Origin of the sequence: Pseudomonas sp. B33.4, assembly GCF_034555375.1 — a bacterium.
In the GTDB taxonomy this organism is placed as follows: Bacteria; Pseudomonadota; Gammaproteobacteria; order Pseudomonadales; family Pseudomonadaceae; genus Aquipseudomonas.
In genome coordinates, this window is record NZ_CP140706.1 from 3,479,910 (window position 1) to 3,503,600 (window position 23,691).

Annotated in this window: 24 protein-coding genes; 11 read left to right on the forward strand and 13 right to left on the reverse strand. The window is 60.2% G+C overall.

From position 1 onward, the window contains the following. Window positions 1–105 precede the first annotated feature (105 nt). From U6037_RS15220 to gnd, 3 genes are read right to left on the reverse strand one after another with little or no spacing between them, the layout of a single operon-like run. Window positions 106–927, reverse strand: coding sequence for an HAD family hydrolase (locus tag U6037_RS15220; RefSeq protein WP_322843548.1), 822 nt, complete (start codon window positions 925–927; stop codon window positions 106–108). Further along, a complete protein-coding gene (gene zwf, locus U6037_RS15225) occupies window positions 924–2,447 on the reverse strand; it encodes a glucose-6-phosphate dehydrogenase (protein WP_322843549.1) in 1,524 nt (507 codons plus the stop codon). Before zwf ends, U6037_RS15220 begins: the two co-directional genes overlap by 4 nt. Further along, the gene (gene gnd, locus U6037_RS15230) at window positions 2,444–3,424 is read right to left on the reverse strand and encodes a phosphogluconate dehydrogenase (NAD(+)-dependent, decarboxylating) (protein ID WP_007914838.1); all 981 of its coding nucleotides are present in this window, start codon (window positions 3,422–3,424) and stop codon (window positions 2,444–2,446) included. Before gnd ends, zwf begins: the two co-directional genes overlap by 4 nt. Before the next feature lie 273 nt (window positions 3,425–3,697). Between gnd and U6037_RS15235 the strand changes: the two genes are divergently transcribed. The 4 genes from U6037_RS15235 to U6037_RS15250 all read left to right on the forward strand — a co-directional run bounded on the left by U6037_RS15235 (window position 3,698) and on the right by U6037_RS15250 (window position 8,594). After that, complete coding sequence (locus U6037_RS15235; RefSeq protein WP_064391122.1) at window positions 3,698–3,880, forward strand: DUF6026 family protein; 183 nt, start codon at window positions 3,698–3,700, stop codon at window positions 3,878–3,880. A gap of 209 nt (window positions 3,881–4,089) precedes the next feature. Beyond that, window positions 4,090–5,838, forward strand: coding sequence for a phosphoethanolamine transferase CptA (locus U6037_RS15240; protein ID WP_322843550.1), 1,749 nt, complete (start codon window positions 4,090–4,092; stop codon window positions 5,836–5,838). Window positions 5,839–5,982: 144 nt separating this feature from the next. Further along, window positions 5,983–8,211, forward strand: coding sequence for a TonB-dependent siderophore receptor (locus tag U6037_RS15245; protein ID WP_322843551.1), 2,229 nt, complete (start codon window positions 5,983–5,985; stop codon window positions 8,209–8,211). A gap of 173 nt (window positions 8,212–8,384) precedes the next feature. Further along, window positions 8,385–8,594, forward strand: a complete 210-nt coding sequence (locus U6037_RS15250) for a hypothetical protein (protein WP_150649465.1) — start codon at window positions 8,385–8,387, stop codon at window positions 8,592–8,594. Between the two features lie 377 nt (window positions 8,595–8,971). Here the strand turns inward: U6037_RS15250 and U6037_RS15255 are convergent, their stop codons facing one another. The 5 genes from U6037_RS15255 to U6037_RS15275 all read right to left on the reverse strand — a co-directional run bounded on the left by U6037_RS15255 (window position 8,972) and on the right by U6037_RS15275 (window position 12,417). Continuing rightward, the gene (locus U6037_RS15255) at window positions 8,972–9,469 is read right to left on the reverse strand and encodes a GNAT family N-acetyltransferase (protein ID WP_322843552.1); all 498 of its coding nucleotides are present in this window, start codon (window positions 9,467–9,469) and stop codon (window positions 8,972–8,974) included. Window positions 9,470–9,570: 101 nt separating this feature from the next. Continuing rightward, window positions 9,571–10,152: a DinB family protein gene (locus tag U6037_RS15260; protein WP_322843553.1), complete on the reverse strand. Its 582-nt coding sequence runs from the start codon at window positions 10,150–10,152 to the stop codon at window positions 9,571–9,573. Between the two features lie 17 nt (window positions 10,153–10,169). Beyond that, entirely contained in the window at window positions 10,170–11,285 is a 1,116-nt protein-coding gene (gene zapE / locus U6037_RS15265; protein WP_322843554.1) for a cell division protein ZapE, read from the reverse strand. A 22-nt stretch (window positions 11,286–11,307) separates the two neighbouring features. Further along, window positions 11,308–11,649, reverse strand: a complete 342-nt coding sequence (locus U6037_RS15270; RefSeq protein ID WP_322843555.1) for a nuclear transport factor 2 family protein — start codon at window positions 11,647–11,649, stop codon at window positions 11,308–11,310. A 51-nt stretch (window positions 11,650–11,700) separates the two neighbouring features. Next, window positions 11,701–12,417, reverse strand: coding sequence for a YafY family protein (locus U6037_RS15275; protein ID WP_322843556.1), 717 nt, complete (start codon window positions 12,415–12,417; stop codon window positions 11,701–11,703). Between the two features lie 201 nt (window positions 12,418–12,618). On the opposite strand from U6037_RS15275, the gene U6037_RS15280 reads away from it, so the two are divergent. Beyond that, entirely contained in the window at window positions 12,619–13,671 is a 1,053-nt protein-coding gene (locus tag U6037_RS15280; RefSeq protein WP_322843557.1) for an aldo/keto reductase, read from the forward strand. Between the two features lie 96 nt (window positions 13,672–13,767). Here the strand turns inward: U6037_RS15280 and speB are convergent, their stop codons facing one another. Beyond that, a complete protein-coding gene (gene speB, locus U6037_RS15285) occupies window positions 13,768–14,727 on the reverse strand; it encodes an agmatinase (protein ID WP_322843558.1) in 960 nt (319 codons plus the stop codon). 16 nt (window positions 14,728–14,743) lie between these two features. Then, entirely contained in the window at window positions 14,744–15,835 is a 1,092-nt protein-coding gene (locus U6037_RS15290; protein ID WP_322843559.1) for a polyamine ABC transporter substrate-binding protein, read from the reverse strand. 99 nt (window positions 15,836–15,934) lie between these two features. Here U6037_RS15290 and U6037_RS15295 point away from each other — a divergent pair, with 99 nt between their 5' ends. The 4 genes from U6037_RS15295 to U6037_RS15310 all read left to right on the forward strand — a co-directional run bounded on the left by U6037_RS15295 (window position 15,935) and on the right by U6037_RS15310 (window position 19,656). Further along, window positions 15,935–16,834 carry a LysR family transcriptional regulator gene (locus U6037_RS15295; RefSeq protein WP_322843560.1) on the forward strand — a complete coding sequence of 300 codons (900 nt, stop codon included), beginning with the start codon at window positions 15,935–15,937 and terminating at the stop codon, window positions 16,832–16,834. A gap of 215 nt (window positions 16,835–17,049) precedes the next feature. Then, window positions 17,050–18,516: a nucleobase:cation symporter-2 family protein gene (locus tag U6037_RS15300; RefSeq protein ID WP_322843561.1), complete on the forward strand. Its 1,467-nt coding sequence runs from the start codon at window positions 17,050–17,052 to the stop codon at window positions 18,514–18,516. Window positions 18,517–18,583: 67 nt separating this feature from the next. Beyond that, window positions 18,584–19,057 carry an LEA type 2 family protein gene (locus U6037_RS15305; protein ID WP_322843562.1) on the forward strand — a complete coding sequence of 158 codons (474 nt, stop codon included), beginning with the start codon at window positions 18,584–18,586 and terminating at the stop codon, window positions 19,055–19,057. 53 nt (window positions 19,058–19,110) lie between these two features. Beyond that, the gene (locus U6037_RS15310) at window positions 19,111–19,656 is read left to right on the forward strand and encodes a GNAT family N-acetyltransferase (RefSeq protein ID WP_322843563.1); all 546 of its coding nucleotides are present in this window, start codon (window positions 19,111–19,113) and stop codon (window positions 19,654–19,656) included. A 136-nt stretch (window positions 19,657–19,792) separates the two neighbouring features. Here U6037_RS15310 and U6037_RS15315 read toward each other — a convergent pair whose 3' ends face one another. Further along, window positions 19,793–20,716 (reverse strand): carbon-nitrogen hydrolase family protein, encoded by a 924-nt coding sequence (locus tag U6037_RS15315; protein ID WP_322843564.1) that lies wholly within the window; start codon window positions 20,714–20,716, stop codon window positions 19,793–19,795. Window positions 20,717–20,800: 84 nt separating this feature from the next. Between U6037_RS15315 and U6037_RS15320 the strand changes: the two genes are divergently transcribed. Beyond that, the gene (locus U6037_RS15320; protein ID WP_322843565.1) at window positions 20,801–21,709 is read left to right on the forward strand and encodes a LysR family transcriptional regulator; all 909 of its coding nucleotides are present in this window, start codon (window positions 20,801–20,803) and stop codon (window positions 21,707–21,709) included. A 4-nt stretch (window positions 21,710–21,713) separates the two neighbouring features. On the opposite strand, the gene U6037_RS15325 is transcribed toward U6037_RS15320, so the two are convergent. Next, window positions 21,714–21,968 carry a hypothetical protein gene (locus U6037_RS15325; RefSeq protein WP_038363082.1) on the reverse strand — a complete coding sequence of 85 codons (255 nt, stop codon included), beginning with the start codon at window positions 21,966–21,968 and terminating at the stop codon, window positions 21,714–21,716. Window positions 21,969–22,122: 154 nt separating this feature from the next. On the opposite strand from U6037_RS15325, the gene U6037_RS15330 reads away from it, so the two are divergent. Further along, complete coding sequence (locus U6037_RS15330) at window positions 22,123–22,440, forward strand: DUF883 family protein (RefSeq protein ID WP_322843566.1); 318 nt, start codon at window positions 22,123–22,125, stop codon at window positions 22,438–22,440. A 69-nt stretch (window positions 22,441–22,509) separates the two neighbouring features. On the opposite strand, the gene U6037_RS15335 is transcribed toward U6037_RS15330, so the two are convergent. Further along, window positions 22,510–23,550: an Ldh family oxidoreductase gene (locus U6037_RS15335; RefSeq protein ID WP_322843567.1), complete on the reverse strand. Its 1,041-nt coding sequence runs from the start codon at window positions 23,548–23,550 to the stop codon at window positions 22,510–22,512. Window positions 23,551–23,691 lie beyond the last annotated feature (141 nt).

The window sequence follows — 23,691 nt, forward strand, 5'->3', positions numbered from 1 at the left end:
CTGTAGGAGTGAGCCTGCTCGCGATAGCGGTTTATCAGCCCAGGAAATGGTGACTGATATATTGCTATCGCGAGCAGGCTCACTCCTACATTTGGTTATGCGGGGTCAGTGACGCAGGATGTATTTCTCGATCGCCTGAGCCACGCCGTCTTCGGTATTCGGCGCGGTGACCACGTCGGCCTGGCGCTTCACCGCCTCCTCCGCCTGCCCCATGGCAATCGACAAGCCTGCGCAATGAAACATTGCCGGGTCGTTGCCGCCATCACCGATGGCAGCAGTCTGCTCCAGCGGTATGCCCAAGTGCTCGGCCAGGGTCGCCAGCGCAGTGCCCTTGTTGGCCTCCAGTGCCGTCACGTCGAGATACACCGGTTGCGAACGTGACACTTGCGCCATGCCGTTGACCTTGGGCAACAGTCGCGCCTCCAGTTCGATCAACAGTTCGGTGTTGTTGCTGGTCGCGACAATCTTGTCGATGCGTTCCAGATACGGTTCGAAACTCTCGACCACCACCGGCGGATAACCGAGGCCATGCTGTTCGCGTGGCACCATCGGCCCGTGCGGATCCTTGAGCAACCAGTCGCCGCCACTGAACACCCAGATTTCCACATCCGGCTGATCGGCAAACGTTGCCAGTGCAATCAGCGCGGTGGTGGCCGGCAGGTAATGCGCGACCAGCAAACTGCCATCCGGATTGACGATCGTGCCGCCATTGAATGCCGCTGTCGGCAAATCAACGCCCAGGGCTTCAATCTGCTGCAGCATGGCTTTTGGCGGCCGCCCGGTGGCGAGGCTGAACAACACGCCGGCCTCACGCAACGAACGCACTGCATCGATGGTGCGCTGGCTCAGTGTGTGATCGGGCAGCAGCAGCGTGCCGTCCATATCGCTGAGCAGAAAACGGATAGGTTGTTTTGACACGTCACTCATCCCAGGCCATGCCAGACGCGGCCATCGCGAGTGAGTAAATCTTCGGCAGCCTGCGGGCCATCTTCACCGGCGGCGTAGGTCTGCACACTTGCATCCTGTTGCCAGGCGTCGAGGAACGGTTGCACGGCACGCCAGCCGTTCTCGATGTTGTCGGCGCGCTGGAACAGCGTCTGGTCGCCGGTCAGGCAGTCGTAGATCAGAGTCTCGTAACCGGTCGACGGCTGCATCTCGAAAAAGTCTTTGTAGGCAAAACCCAGCTCGATGTTGGCCATGTTCAACGCCGGCCCCGGCCGTTTGGCCAGCAGGTCGAACCACATGCCTTCGTTGGGCTGGATCTGGATCCGCAGGTAGGTCGGCTGCAGTTCATCGACTTCGGTGTCACGGAATTGCGCGTACGGCGCCGGTTTGAAGCAGATGACGATCTCGGTGTCACGCACGCTCATACGCTTGCCGGTGCGCAGGTAGAACGGCACGCCGACCCAACGCCAGTTGTCGATCATCACTTTCAGGGCGACGTAGGTTTCGGTGGTGCTGTCCGGCGAGACGTTGGGCTCTTGGCGGTAGCCGTTCAGAGATTTGCCGTCGACTTCGCCCGCGCTGTATTGGCCACGAACCGAATTGGCCCGCGCCTCTTCAGTCGTCCACGGACGAATCGCGCCAACCACTTTGGCCTTCTCGCCACGCACCGCATCAGCGCCGAAAGCCGCCGGCGGTTCCATAGCGACCATGGCCAGCAACTGAAACAGGTGATTGGGCACCATGTCGCGCAGTGCGCCGGTGTGTTCGTAAAAACTGCCACGGGTTTCGACGCCGACGGTTTCCGCCGCAGTGATCTGCACGTGGTCGATGTAATGATTGTTCCAGAAGGCTTCGAACAGGCTGTTGGAGAACCGGCTGACCAGAATGTTCTGTACGGTTTCCTTGCCCAGGTAATGGTCGATCCGATAGATCTGCTTCTCGGACATTACCTTGAGCAGGCAGGCGTTCAATGCTTCGGCGGTGTGCAGATCGGAGCCGAACGGCTTCTCGATGACCACCCTTCTGAACGCTTCCGGCGTTTCTTCAAGCAAACCGGCGCTGCCGAGTCGGCGCACCACTTCACTGAAGAAACGCGGCGCGGTGGCCAGGTAGAACACCGCATTGCCGGTGCCGCTGTCGGCGATTTTCGCCGCCAGCGCGGAATAAGTGCTGTCGTCCAGAAAGTCGCCCTGGACGTAGCTGATACCTTTGGCGAGTTTGGCCCACAAGGCCGGATCAAGCATCTGATCGCCCTTGCCGACCTTCGCCGCCACTTCGGTACGGATGAAGTCTTCGAGCTTCTGCGCGAAGGCTTCATCGGTAATGGCGTTGTGGTCAACGCCAACGATCCGCAGGTTTTCGTCAAGCAAGCCGTCGCGACTGAGGTTGTACAGCGCAGGCATCAGCAAGCGCTTGACCAGGTCGCCGTGGGCACCGAACAGGAACAGCGTGGTCGGTGGTGCGGGTTCTGCCTTGGATTTCCTGCGGATCGTATGGGTCATTTCTTCGGTGTCTCCACGTGGCCGCCGAAGCCGAAGCGCTGGGCCGAAAGAATCTTGTCGCCAAAGGTGCCCTGACCGCGCGAGCGGTAGCGCGAGAACAGCGAGTTCGACAGTACCGGTACCGGCACCGCTTGTTCCATGGCGGCTTCGATGGTCCATTGACCTTCGCCGCTGTCGGCGACGGAACCGGAGAAACCGTCGAGCTTCGGATCGCTGGCCAGTGCATCGGCGGTCAGGTCCAGCAGCCACGAGGAAACGACGCTGCCACGACGCCACACTTCAGCAATGTCGGCCACGTTCAGATCAAAACGCTGATCTTCCGGCAGGCGTTCACTGGACTTGGTCTTGAGGATGTCGAAGCCCTCGGCGAACGCGGCCATCATGCCGTACTCGATGCCGTTGTGAATCATCTTCACAAAGTGCCCGGCACCGGCGGGACCGGCGTGGATGTAGCCGTGCTCGGCACGGTGGTCATCGGACTTGCGATCCTTGGTGCGCGGGATGTCACCCATGCCCGGCGCCAGTGCGGCGAACAGCGGGTCGAGGCGCTGCACGGTTTCAGCGTCACCGCCGATCATCATGCAATAGCCGCGTTCCAGGCCCCAGACACCGCCGGAAGTACCGACGTCGATGTAGTGCAGGCCCTTCTCGGCCAGGGTCTTGGCCCGGCGAATGTCATCCTTATAGTTGGTGTTGCCGCCGTCGATGATGGTATCGCCGGCTTCGAGCAAAGTGCTCAGGGTGTTGATGGTGTCTTCGGTCGGTGCGCCGGCCGGCAGCATGACCCAGACCGCGCGCGGTTTGGCCAGGCCGGCAACCAGTGCCGGCAAGTCGGCGACGCCGGTGGAGCCCTCGGCGACCAGGTTATCGATGAAAGCGGTATTGCGGTCGTAAACAACGGTGGTGTGCCCGTTGAGCATCAGACGTCGCGCAATATTGCCGCCCATGCGGCCCAGTCCAATAATCCCGAGTTGCATGTGCTGATGCTCCTTACTACAAATAAATGTGTGTCATTGGTTATAGCCCAACGCAGTTGATGGAGGTTAGTCCAGAGCGTCGCGATGAAGTTTCCGGGCATTGTGCCCGATCCAGACTGATAACGCCCCGAATCATGCCGAAGACACACCGACCATGAAAAATAAAAAAGTTCCATTCACAGGCAAAAGAAATCAAAATCGGCGCCGATAGTAAGTCAGTACCCGCCAACCGGGACGATTTACAGTTGATGCACGCCATTTGCGAGGTGAGCAATGGGCACAGTACACACAGCAATGCCGCCACAAACCCTGTACGTGACAATCCGTCGCGATGAATTGCGCCAGTTGAAAGACGAGCGCGACCAGTTGAAACAGGAACTGGCGCAGTTGCGCGCTTTGACTCAGGGCGCTCAGCCCAAACCCCTGCCGGTCGTTCAGCGCCACCCGCACGCTTGATCCCCGCCTGACTCGGGAACGGCAAATGCGGTTCCCGACCCGCTGTATACCTGCCCGCTTCTGTCTGCAAAAAGCGGCAACTCACAAACTTTTCACATTCTCTTCGTAATACTCCGCCCCCATTCTGGCCGTACCTTCGCGTACGGCCTCCGTTCGTCGGTTTCTCGGATGTTCCGGCGGTGGTTGTAACGAGTAAGCTGGAGCGCCGAATGGCATTGTTCAAACGCAGCAAAACGACTGCGACAGGTTTCGACTGGGCCGGTCTTCTCTGGCTGTTTGTGTTTTTCTGGTACTTCTCCGGTATCACCCAACTGCTGATCCAGCTGACCGGCACCTCCGGTTTCAGCGGATTCCGCCAGGCGTTCTTCATGAGCGCGCTGTGGCTCGCGCCAATGCTGCTCTTCCCCAAACGCACCAAATTGCTCGCTGCCGTGATCGGCGTGGTGTTGTGGGCCTGCTCGATGGCCAGCCTCGGTTACTTCTTCATCTATCAGCAGGAATTCTCTCAGAGCGTGATTTTCATCATGTTCGAGTCGAACATCTCTGAAGCCGGCGAGTACATGACCCAGTACTTTGCCTGGTGGATGGTTGCCGCGTTCCTCGCCCATACCGCGTTCGCCTACTTCCTGTGGACTCGCCTGCGCCCGGTGTACATGCCCCGTGGCCGCGCGCTGGTCGCAGCACTTGCGATCGTGATTGCCGTGGTCGGTTATCCGCTGGTCAAACAAACGATGCGCATGGGCACCTTCGCCCAAGGCTTCGAGAAATTCGAAACCCGCATCGAGCCGGCCGTGCCATGGCAGATGGCCGTGGCTTATCACCGTTATCTGGATACCCTCGCCGACATGCAGGGCATGCTGCACAACGTCAGCAAGATCCCGCCGCTGAAAAACCTCAAGGACGCCTCGGCCGATCAGCCGAAGACCCTGGTGCTGGTGATCGGTGAGTCGACCAACCGTCAGCGCATGAGCCTCTACGGCTATCAGCGCAACACCACGCCGGAACTGGACAAGCTCAAGGATCAACTGGCGGTGTTCGACAACGTCGTCACCCCGCGTCCGTACACCATCGAGGCGTTGCAGCAGGTCCTGACCTTTGCCGACGAGGAAAACCCGGATCTGTACCTGTCCACGCCGTCGCTGGTCAGCATGATGAAGCAGGCCGGCTACAAGACCTTCTGGATCACCAACCAGCAGACCATGACCAAGCGCAACACCATGCTCACCACGTTCTCCGAACAGGCCGACGAGCAGGTGTACCTGAACAACAACCGCAACCAGAACGCCGCGCAGTACGATGGCGACGTGATCGAGCCGTTCAACAAGGCGTTGGCTGACGCCGCACCGCGCAAACTCATCGTCGTACATCTGCTCGGCACGCACATGAGCTACCAGTACCGCTATCCGCCGACGTTCGACAAGTTCCAGGACCGTACCGGCGTGCCAGCGGGCGTGCGTGATGATCAGGTACCGACCTACAACAGCTACGACAACGCCGTGCTGTACAACGACTTCGTCGTGTCGAGCCTGATCAAGGATTACGCCAAATCCGATCCGAACGGCTTTTTGCTGTACCTCTCCGACCACGGTGAAGACGTGTTCGACTCGGTCGGCCACAAGACCCTGGGCCGCAACGAAAACAAACCGACCGCGCCGATGTACACCATCCCGTTCATGGCCTGGGCGTCGCCAAAGTGGAAAGCCAACCACGACTGGAACTTCGCCGGCGACCTCGATCGTCCGTACAGCAGCTCGCACCTGATCCACACCTGGGCTGATCTTGCCGGCTTGAGCTTCGATGAGCTCGACCGCAGCAAGAGCCTGGTCAGCGACAGCTTCAAGGCGCGGCCACTGCTGATCGGCGACCCGTACCAGACCGACCAGCGTGCGCTGATCGACTTCAGCCTGATGAAGCCGAAGAAACCCGATACCACCGTCGCCGACGCGGCGGAGCAGTAATACCGAAGGGGCCTGGAAAGGCCCCTTTTTCATGCTCGACACACTTTCAAATAACAATATTTCTCGTTTGATACTAAATCCCGGCCCCACCTTTCGTCTTTGAACAAACGGAATTTTTCCCTCGAAGACAAGGAGTCGGCTGCGATGTTCGCGCCCATTACCCGTTCCATGACCCTCACCTTCGGCCTGTGCAGCGCTGCGTTCAGCGCTGATTTGCTGGCTGAAACCGAAGCCGAAAAATCGTCGCAGCCCGGCAATCCGGCGTTGGAGCTGGCCGCGACCAACGTCAGCGCAAAAGGCCTGGGCACCACCACCGAAAACACCGAGTCCTACACCACCGGCGCGATGAGCACCGCTACTCGCCTGAACCTGTCGATCAAGGAAACTCCGCAATCGGTCTCCGTGATCACACGTCAGCAGATGGATGATTTCAAACTCGGTACATTGTCCGAGGCCATGCGCCAGACCACGGGCATTGTGGTACAGCATCTGGATTCCGATCGGGTCAGCTATTCGTCGCGTGGTTATGCGATCAACAACTTCCAGATCGACGGGATGCTCAACACCTTCGATCGCATGAAGTCGGACTCCGACACCATCATTTATGACCGTATCGAGGTGGTGCGCGGCGCCACCGGGTTGACCACAGGTGCGGGCGATCCGTCGGCAACGATCAACATGGTGCGCAAGCGTCCGACCGCGCAATGGCAGGCGCTGGCCGGGGTCAGTGGTGGCAGTTACGACAATTACTACAGCTATGTCGATGTCGGCGGGCCGCTGGCGTTCGACGGTCGTCTTCGCGGACGCACGGTGCTGGCCTATCGCGATAACCAGTCGATCAAGGATAAATACGCACTGCAACGAGAAGTCGGATATGGCGTGCTCGAGGCGGATCTGACCGACTCTACTGTGCTGGCGGTCGGTTACGATTATCAGAACAAGCATGTGCAAGGCTCGTCCTGGGGCACCGTGCCCTACTGGAATGCCGATGGCAGCAAGGCCGGTCTGGGACGTTCGACCAACATGGCGACGTCGTGGAGTTCCTGGCCGCTGCAGGACAAAACCGCGTTTGCCACTCTCGATCAGCAACTGGCTGGCGGCTGGCGCCTGAAAGCGGCGTACACCCACCGCGACAGCAATACCGACGGCAAGGTCTATTACGCTGGCACTGGATATCCCGAGCCCGACCGCAGCGGCATGAGCGCCTACATCTCGCACATGATCGGCACGCAGAAAATGCAGGCGTATGACTTCAATGTCTCCGGCCCCTACTCGCTGCTGGGCCGCGAGCACGAAATGATGTTCGGCTACGGAGAGGCCGAGCGCCGCTCGAACTCTCCTTACACCATTGCCGGTGCGCGCCCCAAGGGCTACGGGACCATTCGCGACTGGAAATACATGGGCGACATCGCCAAATTCAGCGACACCGTCACCGACCTCACCGGCTCCAAGGACAATACCCGGCAGAAAGCCGGGTACATCGCCACGCGCCTGAGCCTGACGGATGAGCTGCACGCGGTGTTGGGCAGCCGTTACGGCAGTTGGGAAGCGTCCAAAACCGAAAACAGCTACAACGCCAACCGGCAGTTGACCGAGGTCGATTACACCCGCCAGCAACAGAACGACGTCTGGACGCCTTACGCCGGTCTGCTGTATGACCTGACCCCGGAATACACGGCGTACGTGAGTTACACCGATATCTTCAAACCCCAGGGCAATCGCGACAAGAATCGCAAATACATCGACCCGGTGGTGGGTAAAAACTATGAGCTGGGCCTCAAGGGCAGTTTGCTCGAGGAACGCCTGAACCTGTCCACGGCGCTGTTCTGGAGCAAGCAGGATAACGTCGCCGAACTCGATAACTCGGTGCCGGCGGATCCGGTTACCCGCGAGCAGTTCTACAAATCCGGCGGCAAGGGCAACAAGGTCAACGGCTTTGAAGCTGAAGTGTCCGGGGAAATTCTCCGTGGCTGGAACATGACCGCCGGATACACCTATACCCACTCGGTCGACGGTGAAAGCGAGCGAACCAACACCAATCAGCCGATGAACCTGTTGCGCGTCTCCACCGCGTATCGTCTGCCGGGCGAATGGCAGGCGCTGACCGTCGGCGGCGCGGTGAACTGGCAAAGCGATATGTATGGCACCGCGCCCCGACCGGTTGGCCTCGACACTGAAGAGACGCGCATCAACCAGAGCGGCTACACCGTGGTCAACCTGATGTCGCGGTATGAGTTCGACAGGCACCTGTCAGCATCGCTGAACGTCAACAATCTGTTCGACAAGAAATATTACGACAACGTCGGCTTCTATGACGGCGTGTATTGGGGTGATCCGCGCACACTAACGGTGAGTCTCGACTGGAAGCTCTGACGTTTGCTTTCTGACGCGGCCCTGTGCGCCGCGTCTGTCCGATATCGCTCTGCAACATGCTGCAAAACCTACACTAAACGAGCGTTAACCCCGTGTTAATTCACACGGGAGAGACTCCTCTCGAGTTCTGATTCATGGATGAAACGGCTCCCACTTGTTCAGTAGGAGGCACCATGAAAATCGCTACCGTAATCCTTGCCGGGCTGTTTGCCCTGGGTTCTGCCAGTGTCTTCGCCGAAGGCGGCGCTGAGCGTATGCGGTATTACTACGACAACTTCCCGGTTCACCACGCCCAGAGCGCGCAGCAGAGCGACGCCAACGCGAAAGAAATTCGCGTTCCCGCCGACCAGACTGCGCAAGTGACCGAGTCTTACCGCGACTGAGATTGACCGAGCAACCGATGGACCTCCCGTGGCTCCGCTCTGGCCTGGGAGAAGACAGTTTGGCGCCCTGATTAGGGCGCCTTTTTTATGGGCATTCAGTTGATTAGTCAGGATTGGGTGTCCGGCTTTTGATTTGTGGTGAATTCGCCCCTCATCGGAACGCCGCCCGCCCAGCCCTCTCCCGAGGGAGAGGGAGCTGTTTTGTGGTGTTTTCGGGATCGGAGTTTGCCTGGCAAGCAGGATTGGGTGTTTGATTTGTGGTTTTTTTCAAACCTGAGTTCGACTCGATATTTCAGGTCGGCGTACCTTGCCCAAACACCTCGGTCAGTCCCCTCTCCCTCCGGGAGAGGGTTAGGGTGAGGGGCTTTTCAGGCTTTTCAGGCCTGCAGATTCTTGATCCAGAACAGCATGCGCCCGTGATTCGGGTCGAACATGCCCGGCACGAAGCCGAATTTGCCGTAGGCATTCTGCGCGACGGCGTTGCCTTCCAGCACTTCGAGGGTGATCTTGCAGCAGCCACGCTGGCGGGCGATTTCCTCAACTTTCTGGAGCATTTTCTGGCTCAGACCGAGGCCACGAAACTTGCCCACCACCGCCACGTCGTGGACGTTGACCAGCGGTTTGCAGGCAAACGTGGAAAACCCTTCAAAGCAGTTCACCAGCCCCGCCGGTTCGCCACCGACAAAGGCCAGCACGCTGAACGCGTGCGGTCGCCGGGCCAGTTCTTCGGGCAGTCGACGCAGCAGATCGGGGTCAAGTGAATGACCGCCGCCCATGGGATCTTCAGCATAATGATTGAGCACGATGCCGATGGCCTCGGCGTGCGTTGGATTGCTGTAGCTGGCTTGAAGTACAAGAATCTCTGCGGAATCCATTTCCATCCCCGAACACACAAAAGCCCCGGCGCGCAAAGTGCGTGCTGAAAGGCTGCCTGACCTTAGCGCGAGTGCGGACCGGGCGACAATCTTTTGCTCTGTCAGTGTCCCCAGATCAACTCCTCGGTCCAGCCAAGTTCGGCAAAGTCTTCGGCGCGCAATTCGCTCTCACCGGCACAGAAAAACTCATCCAGTTGCGGCGGTTTCACTGAAGTGCCGCTAAGCATCGCGTGCACCTGGCCACGGTGATGAAGCTGATGCTCAAACAGGTGCGACAGCATGCGCAAACGGCTGTCGTGCTGCGGCGTGTCGCGCGCGATGGTGACGATCCGGGGCAGATCGACATCGCGCAGTTGTTCGCAATAGGCAATCAGCCGTCGATCAACGTGAGCCTGCTCTTCACGCAGCTGCGGGCCCTCGGTAAACGGCTCGTGCGCATTGAAAAACACATAGCAGTCAGGATGCGGCTCGGCCCCGCGCAATTCGCGCTCCAATGCATCGACGTAAAACCAGTCGCAGGTCAGGATGTGATTAAGCGTCAGGCGAATGCTCGGGAAGAAGCTCACCCTGGGGGCGGCCAGATCAACCGCGCCGAGTTGGCTCCAGGCCTTGGCCAGACGATGATTGGCCCAGGCATTCTGGTAAGCCATGGTCAGCAGATGATGGGACAGCGGTTGGCTCATGTCAGCGCCCTCTTCACTCAAGCTTCGGCAAAGCGCTGCAACTGCATCTCCTGCAAGCGACTGAGGGTGCGGCGGAACGGAAATTCCAGATAACCCTCGGTGTACAACGCAGCCATTGGCACTTGCGCCTCAATGTACAGCGGCACCTTGCGGTCGTAGCACTCGTCGACCAGCGCGATGAAACGCCGCACGCCGTCATCGTGGACCGACAATTGCGGCAACTCGCGATCACCGGCCACCACCCGCTCAGCGCCATCTTCGGTGCCGCGCGCGATGCGCCCTTCGCGTTTCCGGGCGCTGAGGTTCGGCACTTCGCTCAACAGAATAGCCTTGTAGCGATCGCACAGCGCGATGAAATCCATGGCGGCGAACGGTTGTTCGCAGAGATCAGCATAGCGACACCACAACACCGTTTCACTGGCCTGCACCACGTTCAACTGACGGTGACCGACCGCCACCGGTTCGGCGCTGGCTGGCTGCCCGGCGTTCAACGCCTGAAAGACTTCTTCCAGCGCGCTCACACCGGACGTGGCCACAAAGTAGCGTTGCAGACCCGCCCCCGGATGCAGGCGATGATCCTCGGCGCCATTCACCGCAACCACCTGCATGTGCGCTTTGATCGCGGCAATGGCCGGCACAAAACGGTCGCGATTGAAGCCATCGGCGTACAGATCATCCGGCGGCAGGTTGGATGTGCACACGATCACCACGCCTTCGTCGAACATCACTTGAAACAACCGCCCGAGAATGATCGCGTCGCCGATGTCGTTGACGAACAGCTCATCGAAGCACAGCACCCGAACCTCCGCCGCCAGCTCTTTGGCCAGCACGCGCAACGGATCGGCAATCCCGGTCAACTGGAACGAGCGCTGGTGCACCCAGCCCATGAAGTGATGAAAGTGTTGGCGTCGCGCCGGCACCCGCAGGCTCTGATAGAACTGATCCATCAGCCAGGTCTTGCCGCGCCCGACCGGCCCCCACAGATATACGCCAGTGACCGAACGGGCACTGGCGTGCAAGGCTTCATGGCATTTTTGCAGCGCCCAGACTGCGTGTTCCTGAGCTTCATCCTGGATGAAGCCCTTGTGTTGAACGGCGTACTGCCAGGCGCTGAGGGGGGAGTCGAAAGTCATGCGCGGCAGTATGCCACGATGCTTACAGGGAAATATCCAGGCGGGCGATTTTGCCCTGCTCGTTCAAGCGGAACGTATAGCGCAGCTGGGCCGGGCTGCCGGGGAATGTCCCGGAAATCAGTCCGTGCAGCAGCACTTTGCCGGTGCGTTGCTGGACCTCCAGCACTTCGACCCGAGGCTGATAACGTTGCCCGGTGTCTTGCATCCATTGCGCGATGGCTTGCGGGCCGACCTGATGCTGGCCTTCGTCGAACACGTTGGCATCCTCGGCAAAAAAACTGGCGACCCTCGACGTATCGCGCGCATTCGCCGCATCGATATACGCAGCGATCGCCGGGGCCAGTGCAGAGACGGGATGGGACATGGTTGCAGCTCCTGTTGTTTGGTTCTGCGACCATCCTAAAACAGCGTTGCGTCAGTTTTTGTCAGGAGTGAAACGTCCGCTCTCATCCAGTTGCATCTGCTCGCGCCAGGTGCGCAACAGGTCGCTGCGCCGTCCCGGATAACCGTCGCCCTGGCGGCTGGCAGCGCTGATCCGGTCGGTGCGAAATGTACGGTAGGCGCCGCGCAATTCGCACCACGCGACGATGATCCGCACCTCATTGAGAAAGCCCAGCGCCAAGGGCCAGATCAGGCGCTGACTGTGCGTCTGTTGCGCGTCGGCGTAATCGATGAGCAATTTGGCCTGATCGCGGATGGCATGACGGAAAACGTTCAACGGCACGGCGTTTTGCGGAAAACCATAGCCCGGCGGGCCCGGCATCACGGTGGGGTTGCGCAACGCCTCCTGGGCTTGCGGATCAAGCACGGCGGCAATTTTCGCCAACGCATCCGCCGCCGCTTTGCCGAGGACTTCGTCACCGCGCTGATCGACGTAGCGCAAACCGAGGACGATGGCTTCGGTCTCGTCGGCATTGAGCATCAGCGGTGGCAGAAACAGACCGCTGCGCAGCACATAACCGATCCCCGCCTCGCCATGGATCGGCGCGCCGAGGGCGGTCAATTCAGCGATGTCGCGGTAGAGCGTGCGTTCCGATACTTCCAGCTCGGCGGCCAGTGTTGCCGCCGTCACCGGGCGTTTCTTGCCGCGCAGCACTTGCAGCAAAGTCAAAAGACGAGTGGTACGCGACACGATGGCCAGGCTCAGCAGGGAAAGTGCTCGCAGCTTAGCAGAGGCTGGTGTCAGAAAATGGCAGTAGCGTGGCGACGGTGATGAGCTGGTTTGACCGTTGAGCGGCACGCGTCTTGACAGTGAATATTACCGATATCATATTAGCGCAATATTTCGAGCGTAATTTTTTTCATCAGACGAATTTCCATCGAGGGCATTGCCATGCATTACAAGGTTTTTGGCCGCAAGACCGGTCTGCGTGTTTCTGAACTGGCGCTGGGCGCCGGCAATTTCGGCACCGGTTGGGGTCATGGCGCCGAACGTGACGAAGCCAAGCGTATCTTTGATGGCTTCCTCGATGCTGGCGGCAATTTCATTGATACCGCCAATGGCTATCAAGGTGGGCAATCGGAAACGATGCTCAGCGAATTCATTGCGCCGGAGCGTGATCGCCTGGTGATCGCCACCAAATACAGCATGGGCACAACCCCGGCCGACGGCATTTCCCACACCGGCAACAGCCGGAAAAACATGGTGCGCGCGGTTGAGGAAAGCCTCAAACGCCTGAACACCGATCACATCGATCTGTTCTGGGCCCACGTGACTGATGGCGTGACGCCGATGGAAGAAATCCTGCGCGGTTTTGATGACCTGGTGCGCGCTGGCAAGATTCACTATGCCGGCCTGTCGAACTTCCCGGCATGGCGCGTTGCCCGCGGCGACGTACTGGCGGAACTGCGTGGCTTCGCACCGATTGCAGCGATTCAGGTTGAGTACAGTCTCGCCGAGCGCACTGCCGAGCGCGAACTGCTGCCGATGGCTGAAGCGCTGGGACTCGCGGCGACGCTGTGGTCGCCACTGGCCGGTGGCTTCCTCACGGGCAAGTATCGCGGCGGTGATGACAACAACCGTGCGAGCAAACTCGGCATGCTGGTGCACGCGGAAAAAAGCGCCCGCGAAACTGCCCTGCTCGATACGTTGCTGGCCGTAGCTGCAGAAATCGGCGCCAGCCCGACCCACGTCGCCATCGCCTGGCTTCGCGAAAAAGCCCGGCGCTCGACTACCGCGCTGATTCCGATCCTCGGCTCGCGCACCCGCGAACAACTCGACGCCACCCTCGGCGCACTCGAGGTGCAACTGAGCGAACAGCACATGGCTCGGCTGGAAGACAGCAGCAGCGTGCCGGCCGGTGTACCGCACGAGACGATCGCCGGTGCCACACCCCGCTTCACCGGTCCGCAAACGCTGGACCTGCCGATCATTCCGGTGGCCTGAACCGGCTCGCGAGGGCGGTCTGCCATTCAACAGCGATGTTGCCTGGTCTGACGCCTTCGCGAGCAGGCTCGCTCCCACAGGGGTATGGTGTGTTGGTCAGAGATCGACCTTGTGTCGGGCGGCATAAAGGCAAAGCATTTCCATGGCCAGTGTCGCGGCGGCCAGCGAGGTGACCTCGGCGTGATCGTAAGCCGGGGCAACTTCCACCACGTCCATGCCGACCAGATTGATCCCGCGCAAACCGCCAAGAATCTCCAGCGCTTGCACGGTGCTCAAGCCGCCGCAGACAGGCGTTCCGGTGCCGGGAGCGAAGGCCGGATCCAGGCAGTCGATATCGAACGTCAAGTACACCGGGTTATCGCCCACCCGGGCGCGGATCGCTTCGACAATCGCTTCGCAGCCACGGCGATGCACCTGCCGGGCGTCCAGCACCTGAAAACCCATGTGATCGTCATTGGTCGTGCGTAAACCGATCTGCACTGAACGCGCCGGATCGACCAAACCTTCCCGCGCCGCATGCCAGAACATCGTACCGTGATCGACTCGCTTACCCTCCTCATCCGGCCAAGTGTCGCTGTGCGCATCAAAGTGAATCAGCGACAGCGTGCCGTGTTTGCGCGCGTGGGCCTTGAGCAGCGGATAGCTGATGAAGTGATCACCGCCAAACGTCAACATCGCGCTGCCCGCGCTGAGAATCTGCTCGGCATGGGCTTCGATGCTTTCCGGGACGCTGTGCGGCGAGCCGAAATCAAAGTCGCAGTCGCCGTAATCAATCACCGCCAGATGATCGAGCGGGTCGAATGTCCAAGGCCAGTGGCGTTCCCAGGCAATCCCGGTGGAGGCGGCGCGAATCCCGCGAGGTCCGAAACGGGCGCCGGGGCGGTTGCTGGTGGCGGTGTCGAACGGCACGCCGCTGACCGCGACATCGACGCCGCGCAGGTCACGGCTGTAGCGCCGGCGCATGAAACTGGTGATGCCGGCGTAGGTGCTTTCGGCGGCAGTGCCGTAAAGGCTGTCACGGGTGATCGCCTGATCGTTTTGCATGGGCACATCCATCGTGGTGCTCCTGTTGTTATTGATGGCTACGGAAAGTGGTCCACAGACGCGTGCGCTGGCGCATGTCCTTGAGGCTCATGCTGCGATCGGCATACAGCCGCGCGCGCACATCGCTCGATGGGTAGATGTCGGGATCGTTGCGCACTGCCTCATCCACCAATGGCGTGGCGGCCTGGTTGGCGGTGGCAAAAAACAGCGTGTTGGTCAGTTCGGCCACGGAATCGGGGCGCAGCATGAACTCGATGAACGCTCGCGCGGCTTCGGGATGTGGCGCGTCTTTGGGAATGGCCAGATTGTCCTGCCACACCAGCGTGCCCTCCTTGGGAATGCGGTAGGCCACTTCGTACGGTTTATTGGCCTTGCGTGCCTGATCAGCGGCCATGCTCGCATCGCCGTTATAGGTCAGCGCGAGGCACACGTTGCCACTGGCCAGATCATTGATCTGCCGGCCGCTGGCGACGTAGAGCACCGATGGCTGAAGTTTCTGCAACAACGCCTCGGCGGCAGCCAGATCGTTCTTGTCGGTGCTGTAGGGATCTTTACCCAAGTAATGCAGGGCCAGACCGATAACCTCTTGCGGCGAATCGAGAATGGCGATGCCGCAATCCTTGAGCTTGCTGGCGTTCTCCGGTTTGAACAGCAGGTCGAGGCTGTTCAGCGGCACATCAGGCAGCCGCTGCTTCACGGCCTCGACGTTCATGCCCAGACCCAGCGTGCCCCAGGTGTACGGCACGCCGTAACGATTGCCGGGGTCGACCGCCGCCATTTTCTCCAGCAAGTCCGGATCAAGATTGGCGTAGCCCTTGAGGCCCTCGTGGGGAATTTCCTTCAGCGCCCCGGCCGCGAGTCCCCGTGCCAGAACGCTGGACGACGGCACCACCACGTCATAACCGCTGCCGCCGGTGAGCAATTTGGTCTCCAGCACCTCGGAAGTATCAAAGGTGTCGTAACGCACATGAATGCCAGTCTCCTGCTCAAACCGTTGCAGGGTTTGCGGCGGCACGTAATCGGCCCAGCTGTAGAGATTGAGCGTCTTGTCTTCGGCCTGCGCCTGAAGAGCCACGGACAACAGCAGCGCGGGGAAACACAGCTTGAACACGGGAGCCATGACGAACACCTGACCGGAGGAAGTGGTTGCAGGATGCGCCGTCGGATACATTAGAAAAATTGCCGAATAATTATCCTGACTTTATCCCGGAGTAATGTGATGTTGGGTCAACTGCACGACGTGGATTTGCAACTGTTGCGCCTGTTTGTGCGGGTGGTCGAGTGCGGTGGTTTCAGTGCCGCCCAGGGCGATCTGGGCCTGAGCCAATCGAGCATCAGCCAGCAAATGGCCAAACTGGAAACCCGTCTCGGCTACCGTTTGTGCAGTCGCGGCAAGGGCGGTTTCAGTGTCACGCCCAAGGGCGAGCAACTGCTGATCGCTGCGCGCACGTTGTTTGAATCGATCGAAACTTTCCGCCATCAATCCAACGGCGTCGCCGGCCGCTTGATCGGTGAGGTGCGTCTGGGGATTTCCGAGTCGGTCGATCAATCGGTATTGCAGCGAGTAGCGGCGGCGATCCGGCGTTTTCGCGAACGCGATGAGTCGGTGCGCATCGAGCTGATCAGTGCCATGCCCGGCGAAATGGAACGACTGCTGCTGCAACAACGGCTGGATCTGGCAATCGGCTATTTCTCGCAAGTGCAAAGTGCGTTCGACTATCACCAGTTGTTCAGCGAAACCCAGCATTTGTACTGTGCCGCCGGCCATCCATTGTTTACCGATGAAGCGCCGAGCGACGCCGCGTTGCAGGCCAGCGACCGGGTCGATCACCCCTATCGGTTCTTGCGCAGCGATGAGCCGTTTCAGGGCAAGCTCTGCTCGGCGCGATCGGAACAGGTCGAAGGCACGCTGACGTTTATCCTGTCGGGCAAACATGTCGGCTATCTGCCCGATCACTATGCGCGGAGCTGGCAAACGAAGGGTTTGCTGCGACCGCTGCGTGAAGGCGAGTTGAGTTTTGACGTGGCCTTTCATCTGGCCCGGCATCGGGCGCAGGTGCCGGGGGATGCGCAAAAAGCTTTTGAAGAGGATTTACTGGCCGCATTCAATCTCGTGTAGGAGCTGCCGCAGGCTGCGATCTTTTGATCTTGCAAAGCAACATCAAAAGATCGCAGCCTCGTTTCACTCGACAGCTCCTACACGGGCGTTTGCCGATAGCGCCCCATAAAACCTGACCTTTCAGGCAGTTATTGCTCGTTGCCCTCGCCGCCCTCTTCCGGCATCCTGCGCCTCCATTTTCTGACCCGGCCCCGCCTTGCGGCGCGCAAAACACCATGACCGCCTCTGAAAAAGCCCCGCGCAACAACGACCTGATCTACGGCCTCAACGACCGCCCGCACCTGACTGCCACCGTGTTTGCCGCACTGCAACACGTGCTGGCCAGCTTCGTCGGCATCATCACCCCGACGTTAATCATGGGCGGCGCCCTCGGTCTGCAGAGTGAAATCCCCTACCTGATCAGCATGGCGCTGTTCGTCTCTGGCCTCGGCACGTTCGTCCAGGCCAAGCGCTTCGGCCCGGTCGGTTCGGGATTGTTGTGCCTGCAAGGCACCAGTTTTTCCTTTATCAGCGTGATTCTCAGCGCCGGTTTCATGGTCAAGGCACGCGGTGGCGGCACCGATGAAATTCTCTCGACGATCTTCGGCGTGTGCTTTTTCGCAGCGTTCATCGAAGTGGTGCTGAGCCAGTTCATCGGCAAACTGCGCATGCTGATCACCCCGGTGGTCACCGGTACGATCATCACACTGATGGGCCTGTCGCTGATCAAAGTGGCGATGACCGACATCGCCGGCGGCTTCGGCGCGCCTGATCTGGGCGCCGCCAGCCATGTGTTTCTGGCAGCGCTGGTGATCGGCACCATCGTCGTGCTGAACCGCGTCGACGTACCGTTCTTGCGCCTCGGCGCGATCGTCATCGGCCTGACCCTTGGCTATGTAGTGGCGTGGCTGATGGGCACGGTGGATTTCGCCTCGATGCCCGAGGTGCCGCTGGTCAGTGTGCCGGTGCCGTTCAAGTACGGTTTCAATTTCGACTGGGTGGCGTTCGTGCCGGTGGCGGTGATTTTCCTCGTGTCGCCACTGGAGGCTGCGGGCGATCTGACGGCCAACTCGATGATCTCGCGGCAACCGGTCAAAGGCCCGCTGTACATCCGCCGGATCAAGTCCGGCCTGCTCGCCGACGGCCTCAACTCAGCCATGGCCGCCGTGTTCAACAGCATGCCAATGGTGACCTTCGCGCAGAACAACGGCGTGATTCAGCTCACCGGCGTGGCCAGCCGTTACGTGGCCTTCTTCATTGCCGGTCTGCTGGTGCTGCTGGGGCTGTTCCCGATGATCGGCGCGGTGTTGCAACTGATGCCGAAACCAGTACTCGGCGGCGCCGAATTGGTGATGTTTGGCACTGTGGCGGTGGCCGGGATCAAGATCCTCGCCGAAGCCGGCCTGCATCGGCGCAACATGCTGATCGTGGCGATTTCCCTGGGCATGGGCCTGGGCATCGCCGCTGTACCGGAAGTGTTGCGCGAATTGCCGCAAGCGCTGCGCAACATCTTCGAATCGCCGATCACCGTCGGCGCGTTGTGCGCTATCGTGCTGAACATCTTCCTGCCAGAAGAATTCATCGAGCTGGAAGAAGACGATTTCGACCCGGAAGCCTCTATTCTTCAGGTCATGGAAAACCCGGACCTGCCGGCCAAAGGTGAACCTGCCCCAGCGGCGGCTGTCGCACAGTTGAACCGCTAAGGTCTGGCCTTTGACAGAAAGGGCTGAGCCGGCGACGGTTCAGCCCTTTTTTGTCGAGAGACCGTTTATGCGCCGTTTCCAAGCCGTCATGCTGTCACTGCTCCTGCTGTCCCTCAGCGCTTGTGCGCTATTCCCCAATCGCGACCCGGTGAACATCAACGTGGTCGGCCTCGAACCGCTGCCGAGCCAGGATCTGGAAGTGCGCTTCGCCATCAAGATTCGCGTGCAGAACCCCAATGAAACGGCCATCGACTACAACGGCATCGCGCTGGATCTGGAGGTCAACGGCCATTCGCTGGCCTCCGGTGTCAGTGATCAAAGCGGCTCGATCCCGCGTTTTTCCGAAAGCATCGTTACAGTTCCCGTCAGCATCTCGGCGTTCTCGGTCCTGCGCCAGACCCTTGGCCTGAGCCAGACGCAAACCCTCGACAACCTGCCTTACGTGCTGCGCGGCAAACTCGCCGGCGGCTTGTTCGGCACCATGCGGTTCGTCGACAGCGGCAAGCTCAGCCTGCCCAAAGCCACTGCCGCGACCTGGTAAAAATGCGTTAGCCTGCTTCGTTCCTTAAAGACATTCATGGAGGCTGCAGGTTTATGGAAGACACACCGACGCTGTACACCGAGCGACTGATCCTGCGCCCATTGCAACTGGCCGATGCCGAAGCCGTGCAGCGCGAATTTCCGCATTGGGACGTGGTGCGTTATCTGAACGCGGCCGTACCATGGCCGTACCCGGACGACGGTGCCCTCGCCTATCTGCGCGACATTGCCTTGCCGGCGGTTGCGGCGGGCAAGGAATGGCACTGGACGATTCGCCTGAAATCGGCACCGGAGCGATTGATCGGCAAGATCAGCCTGATGGATCAAACGGACAACCACCGTGGCTTCTGGCTGGGCCCGGCGTGGCAAGGTCAGGGTTTGATGACGGAGGCCTGTGCGGTGGTGACCGATTACTGGTTCAACGTTCTTCAGCGCCCGGTGATGCGCGTACCGAAAGCGGCGCCGAACATTGGCTCGCGCAAGCTCTCGGAACGCGCGGGGATGCGCTTGATCCGGACAGATGAAGGCGATTTCGTCGGTGGGCGTTTTCCACGGGAGCTTTGGGAAATCACTCGTGAAGAATGGCTGAAGCGCCACTGATTTCCAGACACACCACCGATCCATTGTAGGAGTGAGCCTGCTCGCGATAGCAATCTGTCAGTTAACGATTATGGTGTCTGGCAGACCGCTATCGCGAGCAGGCTCACTCCTACAGGGTTCGGTGTCAGACAGTACCCTATGTGTTGAAGCGCACCCCGGGCTTGGCGCGTTCATCCACTGACAGCTCAAATACATCCGGCCGCGCATAGTGCCCGACCACATCGTAGTCATACCGCGCGCGCACCAGTTCATCGGTGTCGATTTCAGCCGTCAGCAACCCCGCCTCGCCGCGCAACGGCCCCGCCAGCACATCGCCCATCGGCCCGACAATCACGCTGCCGCCGGCAATCAGCGGACGCTCCGCTGGCCAATTGGCGATTTCAACGCCCAACGCCTGAGGCGAAGCCTGCACCTGACACGCACTGACCACAAAGCAGCGGCCTTCGTGGGCGATATGACGCATGCTGACCTGCCACATTTCGCGCTCATCGACGGTCGGCGCGCACCACACTTCAATGCCTTTGGCGTACATCGCCGTGCGCAGCAGCGGCATCATGTTTTCCCAGCACACCACCGCGCCAAGCTTGCCGACCTGCGTGTCGAACACCGGCAGGGTCGAACCGTCGCCCTTGCCCCAGATCAGCCGTTCGGTACCGGTGGGCATCAGTTTTCGGTGTTTGCCGACAAGGCCTGCCTGCGGGTCAAAATACAGCGCCGTGCAATATAAGGTGCTGCCAGCACGCTCGATCACGCCGATCACCAGATTGGCCCCGGTGCGCGCCGACAGCGCGGCCAGTGCTTGCGTCTCGGCCCCCGGCACATCGATCGCATTGGCGAAGTAACGGGCATAGGCATCACGCCCCTCAGGCAAGCGATAACCCAATTGCGTGCCGAAGCCCTCGCCTTTTGGATAGCCGCCCAGCAACGCTTCCGGCATCACCACCAACGCCGCACCGGACTCGATGATCGCGCCTTCCCAACTCAGAATCTGCTCCAGGGTCGCGCCTTTGCCTTCGGGCAAGGCGCCGATTTGCAGCGCAGCAACAATTGATTTGGCCATCGCAATAACTCCGTCAGGTTCAGTGGTTGCCGATTCTGCAGCGCCACGCGATCATGAATAAAGCCCCGTTCACTGCTGAATGATATGAGCCAAATGAATATCGCCACCGTCGACCTCAACCTGCTGAAAGTCTTCGAAGCCCTGCACGAAGAGTCCAGCGCCAGCCGCGCGGCGTTACGTCTGGGCGTTACGCAATCGGCGGTCAGTGCGGCGTTGCGCCGGTTGCGCGAGGTTTACGGCGATCAGTTGTTCGTGCGCACCGGGCGCGGACTGGCACCGACGCTCAAAGCCAATCAATTGAAACCGGTGGTCAGCGAAGCGCTGAACAAGTGCCGGCAAAGCCTGGCGATGGTCGACCCGACAGCCAATCAATACGAGGGTCGCTCGGTTACCGTGGGCCTGTCGGATGACTTCGAGATCGCCTACGGTCGCCGGCTGATCGAGGAAATTGCCCGCAGCGCACCGAAGCTGCGGCTGATTTTTCGTCAGACCCACAGCCAGATTGTCGCCAGCGCCCTGCTGGAGCGCAGTATCGATCTGGCGATCACCGCCGGCGGTTTTGCCGAGCGTTTGCTCAGTCGTCAGGTGTTGGGCGAAGGCGGTTATGCGTGTCTGCTCGATCCAGCGAGTCTGGCGCCCGGCCAGCAGCAGATCGATCTTGAAGAGTTCGTCGCCCGCGAGCACATTCTGGTGTCGTCCGGCGGATTTATCGGGATTACCGATGAGGGCTTGGCGGCGTTGGGCCTGAGCCGGCGGGTGTGCGCCTCGACCACGCATTTCGCCGCGCTACCGTATCTGCTCAAGGGCAGTCAGGCGCTGGCGACGATTCCGACGCATGCCGCCGAGAGCATCGCGGCGCTCAGCGGCCTGGCACTGCTGCCCTGCCCGCTGAAATTGCCGCGCTATCCGATCGAACTGGGCTGGCGCACCAGCACGCAGATCGATCCGGTGGTGGTCAAGGTTCGCGAGGTGATTGCCGCGACCTTCACCTGAGGCATTACTTGTTGGCGGCCATCAGTCGATTGACTTCACTGCGCACCATGTTGGCGAACTCCGGCGGCGACATGCCGTCCAGTTCGGCGCGGACCCACTCGGCCCATTTACCTTTGCGTTTGGCGCGCTCGCCGAACAAACGCGCGGCTTCGCCTTTGGCCTTGCCCAGATTGTTTTGCCAGAGTTCGAACAGACGGGACTTCTCGTCCTCCAGCGCGGCGCGCTCTGCGAGTGATTTGTCGGCCAGATTGAAACTCATCGGGAATTATCCTGCTGCGTAAAATGGCGACATCTTACACGCTCGACGGAAATCTCCCGCGCAGGTTTTTCTTTCTGGCCTAAATTCAGTGCAACTTTTTGATCAGCCCCACACTCCATTGATCACTGTCCATTCAACTGCAAGGAGTCACCCAATGGCCCGCAAAACCGCCGTGCAAGCCGCCGAAGATCAAATCAAGGATCAGGCCTTCAGCGAACTTCAGGCTCTGATTGAAGAGTCGGACAAACTGCTCAAGAGCAGCGCCTCACTGGTCGGCGAAGAAGCGGAAACGCTGCATGGACAGATCGCCCTGAAACTGCAGCAGGCGCTGGACTCGGTATCGAGCGTGCGGGATCGCACCAAACCGGCGGTCGATGCCACTGAAAGTTATATCGGTGGTCATCCGTGGCAGACCGTGGCGATCTCCGCCGGATTCGGTCTGGTAGTCGGCTTGTTGCTCGGCCGTCGCTGATTCAAGCGCGCAAAAAAGGCGAACCCAATGGGTTCGCCTTTTTTATGCCTGCCTGATCCAGGCTTTTGATCATGCTCCCGCCAGCTCACGCAACTGCGCCAATGTCTGCCCATCCAGCACAATCCCCTCCGCCAGCGACTTACTACGCTGCCAATGCCGACGATCCCCCGGCAATCGCTTGAGCCCGACGCCGTGCATCTGCCGCACCAGCTCGCCACTGCGCTCGGCAAAACTCTGCCCGGCGGCTTTGCTCGGATCAATAACAATCAACAACTGCCCAGTCCACGGCGTTTTCGCCCCGGGATGATTGGACCAATCGAACTCAAAGGAAAAATTGCCCCCCGTCAATGCGGCCGCCAGCAGCTCGACCATCATCGACAGCGCCGAGCCTTTATGGCCACCGAACGGCAACAGCGCCCCGCCCTCAAGAATCGCTTTAGGATCTTGGGTTGGCTGGCCGAGGCTGTCCACGCCCATTCCGGCCGGCAGCCGTTCGCCTTTGCGCGCAGCAATCTGCACGTCGCCATGGGCAATCGCGCTGGTGGCCAGATCGAAGACAATCGGCGCAGCGCCCGCCCGTGGCGCGGCAAAGGCAATCGGGTTGGTGCCGAACAGCGGCCGGTCAGCGCCATGGGGCACCACGCAGGTCATGCTGTTGACCACGCTGAGCGCCACCAGACCTTCGTCAGCGAAAGGCTCGACATCCGGCCACAGCGCGGCGAAGTGATGAGAGTTACGAATCGCCAGCACGGCGATCCCGGCGTGCCGCGCCTTTTCCACCAGCAGCGGCCGAGCGGCGGCCAATGCCGGCTGAGCGAAACCGTTACCGGCATCGACACGGACAAATCCCGAGGCAACATCTTCGACTTGCGGCACGGCGTGCCCGTTGACCCAGCCGCTGGCCAGGGTCGAGACATAACCGGGAATGCGGAAAACCCCGTGACTGTGGGCACCATCGCGCTCGGCGCCGGCGCAATTGGCGGCCAGCACTTGCGCGACTTCGGCGGAGGTGCCGTGGCGCAGAAAAATCGTTTCAAGCAGTTGCGTCAGCGCTTCGAGAGACAACGAGGACGAGACAGCAGAGGACACATGATCGTGTGGCGCAGACATCTGAAGCTCCAGAATGATTATTGGAGGGAACAACAGCGTATGGACGACTAGCTCACCGATTAACCATGGCTCAGCTGCCGGCTGTCAACCTTTCGATTGCTCAGCCATGACTGGCATCGCTGTCCTGGCACATTTCGACTC

Excerpts from the sequence above, each read along its gene's own strand:
- U6037_RS15280 (WP_322843557.1), top strand. The coding sequence starts at position 12,619 with ATGCATTACAAGGTTTTTGGCCGCAAGACCGGTCTGCGTGTTTCTGAA.
- U6037_RS15235 (WP_064391122.1), top strand. The coding sequence starts at position 3,698 with ATGGGCACAGTACACACAGCAATGCCGCCACAAACCCTGTACGTGACA.
- U6037_RS15315 (WP_322843564.1), bottom strand. The coding sequence starts at position 20,716 with ATGGCCAAATCAATTGTTGCTGCGCTGCAAATCGGCGCCTTGCCCGAA.
- zapE (WP_322843554.1), bottom strand. The coding sequence starts at position 11,285 with ATGACTTTCGACTCCCCCCTCAGCGCCTGGCAGTACGCCGTTCAACAC.
- U6037_RS15255 (WP_322843552.1), bottom strand. The coding sequence starts at position 9,469 with ATGGATTCCGCAGAGATTCTTGTACTTCAAGCCAGCTACAGCAATCCA.
- U6037_RS15245 (WP_322843551.1), top strand. The coding sequence starts at position 5,983 with ATGTTCGCGCCCATTACCCGTTCCATGACCCTCACCTTCGGCCTGTGC.
- U6037_RS15330 (WP_322843566.1), top strand. The coding sequence starts at position 22,123 with ATGGCCCGCAAAACCGCCGTGCAAGCCGCCGAAGATCAAATCAAGGAT.
- U6037_RS15310 (WP_322843563.1), top strand. The coding sequence starts at position 19,111 with ATGGAAGACACACCGACGCTGTACACCGAGCGACTGATCCTGCGCCCA.
- speB (WP_322843558.1), bottom strand. The coding sequence starts at position 14,727 with ATGGATGTGCCCATGCAAAACGATCAGGCGATCACCCGTGACAGCCTT.
- U6037_RS15335 (WP_322843567.1), bottom strand. The coding sequence starts at position 23,550 with ATGTCTGCGCCACACGATCATGTGTCCTCTGCTGTCTCGTCCTCGTTG.
- U6037_RS15250 (WP_150649465.1), top strand. The coding sequence starts at position 8,385 with ATGAAAATCGCTACCGTAATCCTTGCCGGGCTGTTTGCCCTGGGTTCT.
- U6037_RS15290 (WP_322843559.1), bottom strand. The coding sequence starts at position 15,835 with ATGGCTCCCGTGTTCAAGCTGTGTTTCCCCGCGCTGCTGTTGTCCGTG.
- U6037_RS15300 (WP_322843561.1), top strand. The coding sequence starts at position 17,050 with ATGACCGCCTCTGAAAAAGCCCCGCGCAACAACGACCTGATCTACGGC.
- U6037_RS15260 (WP_322843553.1), bottom strand. The coding sequence starts at position 10,152 with ATGAGCCAACCGCTGTCCCATCATCTGCTGACCATGGCTTACCAGAAT.
- U6037_RS15270 (WP_322843555.1), bottom strand. The coding sequence starts at position 11,649 with ATGTCCCATCCCGTCTCTGCACTGGCCCCGGCGATCGCTGCGTATATC.
- U6037_RS15220 (WP_322843548.1), bottom strand. The coding sequence starts at position 927 with ATGAGTGACGTGTCAAAACAACCTATCCGTTTTCTGCTCAGCGATATG.
- U6037_RS15325 (WP_038363082.1), bottom strand. The coding sequence starts at position 21,968 with ATGAGTTTCAATCTGGCCGACAAATCACTCGCAGAGCGCGCCGCGCTG.
- gnd (WP_007914838.1), bottom strand. The coding sequence starts at position 3,424 with ATGCAACTCGGGATTATTGGACTGGGCCGCATGGGCGGCAATATTGCG.
- U6037_RS15305 (WP_322843562.1), top strand. The coding sequence starts at position 18,584 with ATGCGCCGTTTCCAAGCCGTCATGCTGTCACTGCTCCTGCTGTCCCTC.
- U6037_RS15295 (WP_322843560.1), top strand. The coding sequence starts at position 15,935 with ATGTTGGGTCAACTGCACGACGTGGATTTGCAACTGTTGCGCCTGTTT.
- U6037_RS15320 (WP_322843565.1), top strand. The coding sequence starts at position 20,801 with ATGAGCCAAATGAATATCGCCACCGTCGACCTCAACCTGCTGAAAGTC.
- zwf (WP_322843549.1), bottom strand. The coding sequence starts at position 2,447 with ATGACCCATACGATCCGCAGGAAATCCAAGGCAGAACCCGCACCACCG.
- U6037_RS15240 (WP_322843550.1), top strand. The coding sequence starts at position 4,090 with ATGGCATTGTTCAAACGCAGCAAAACGACTGCGACAGGTTTCGACTGG.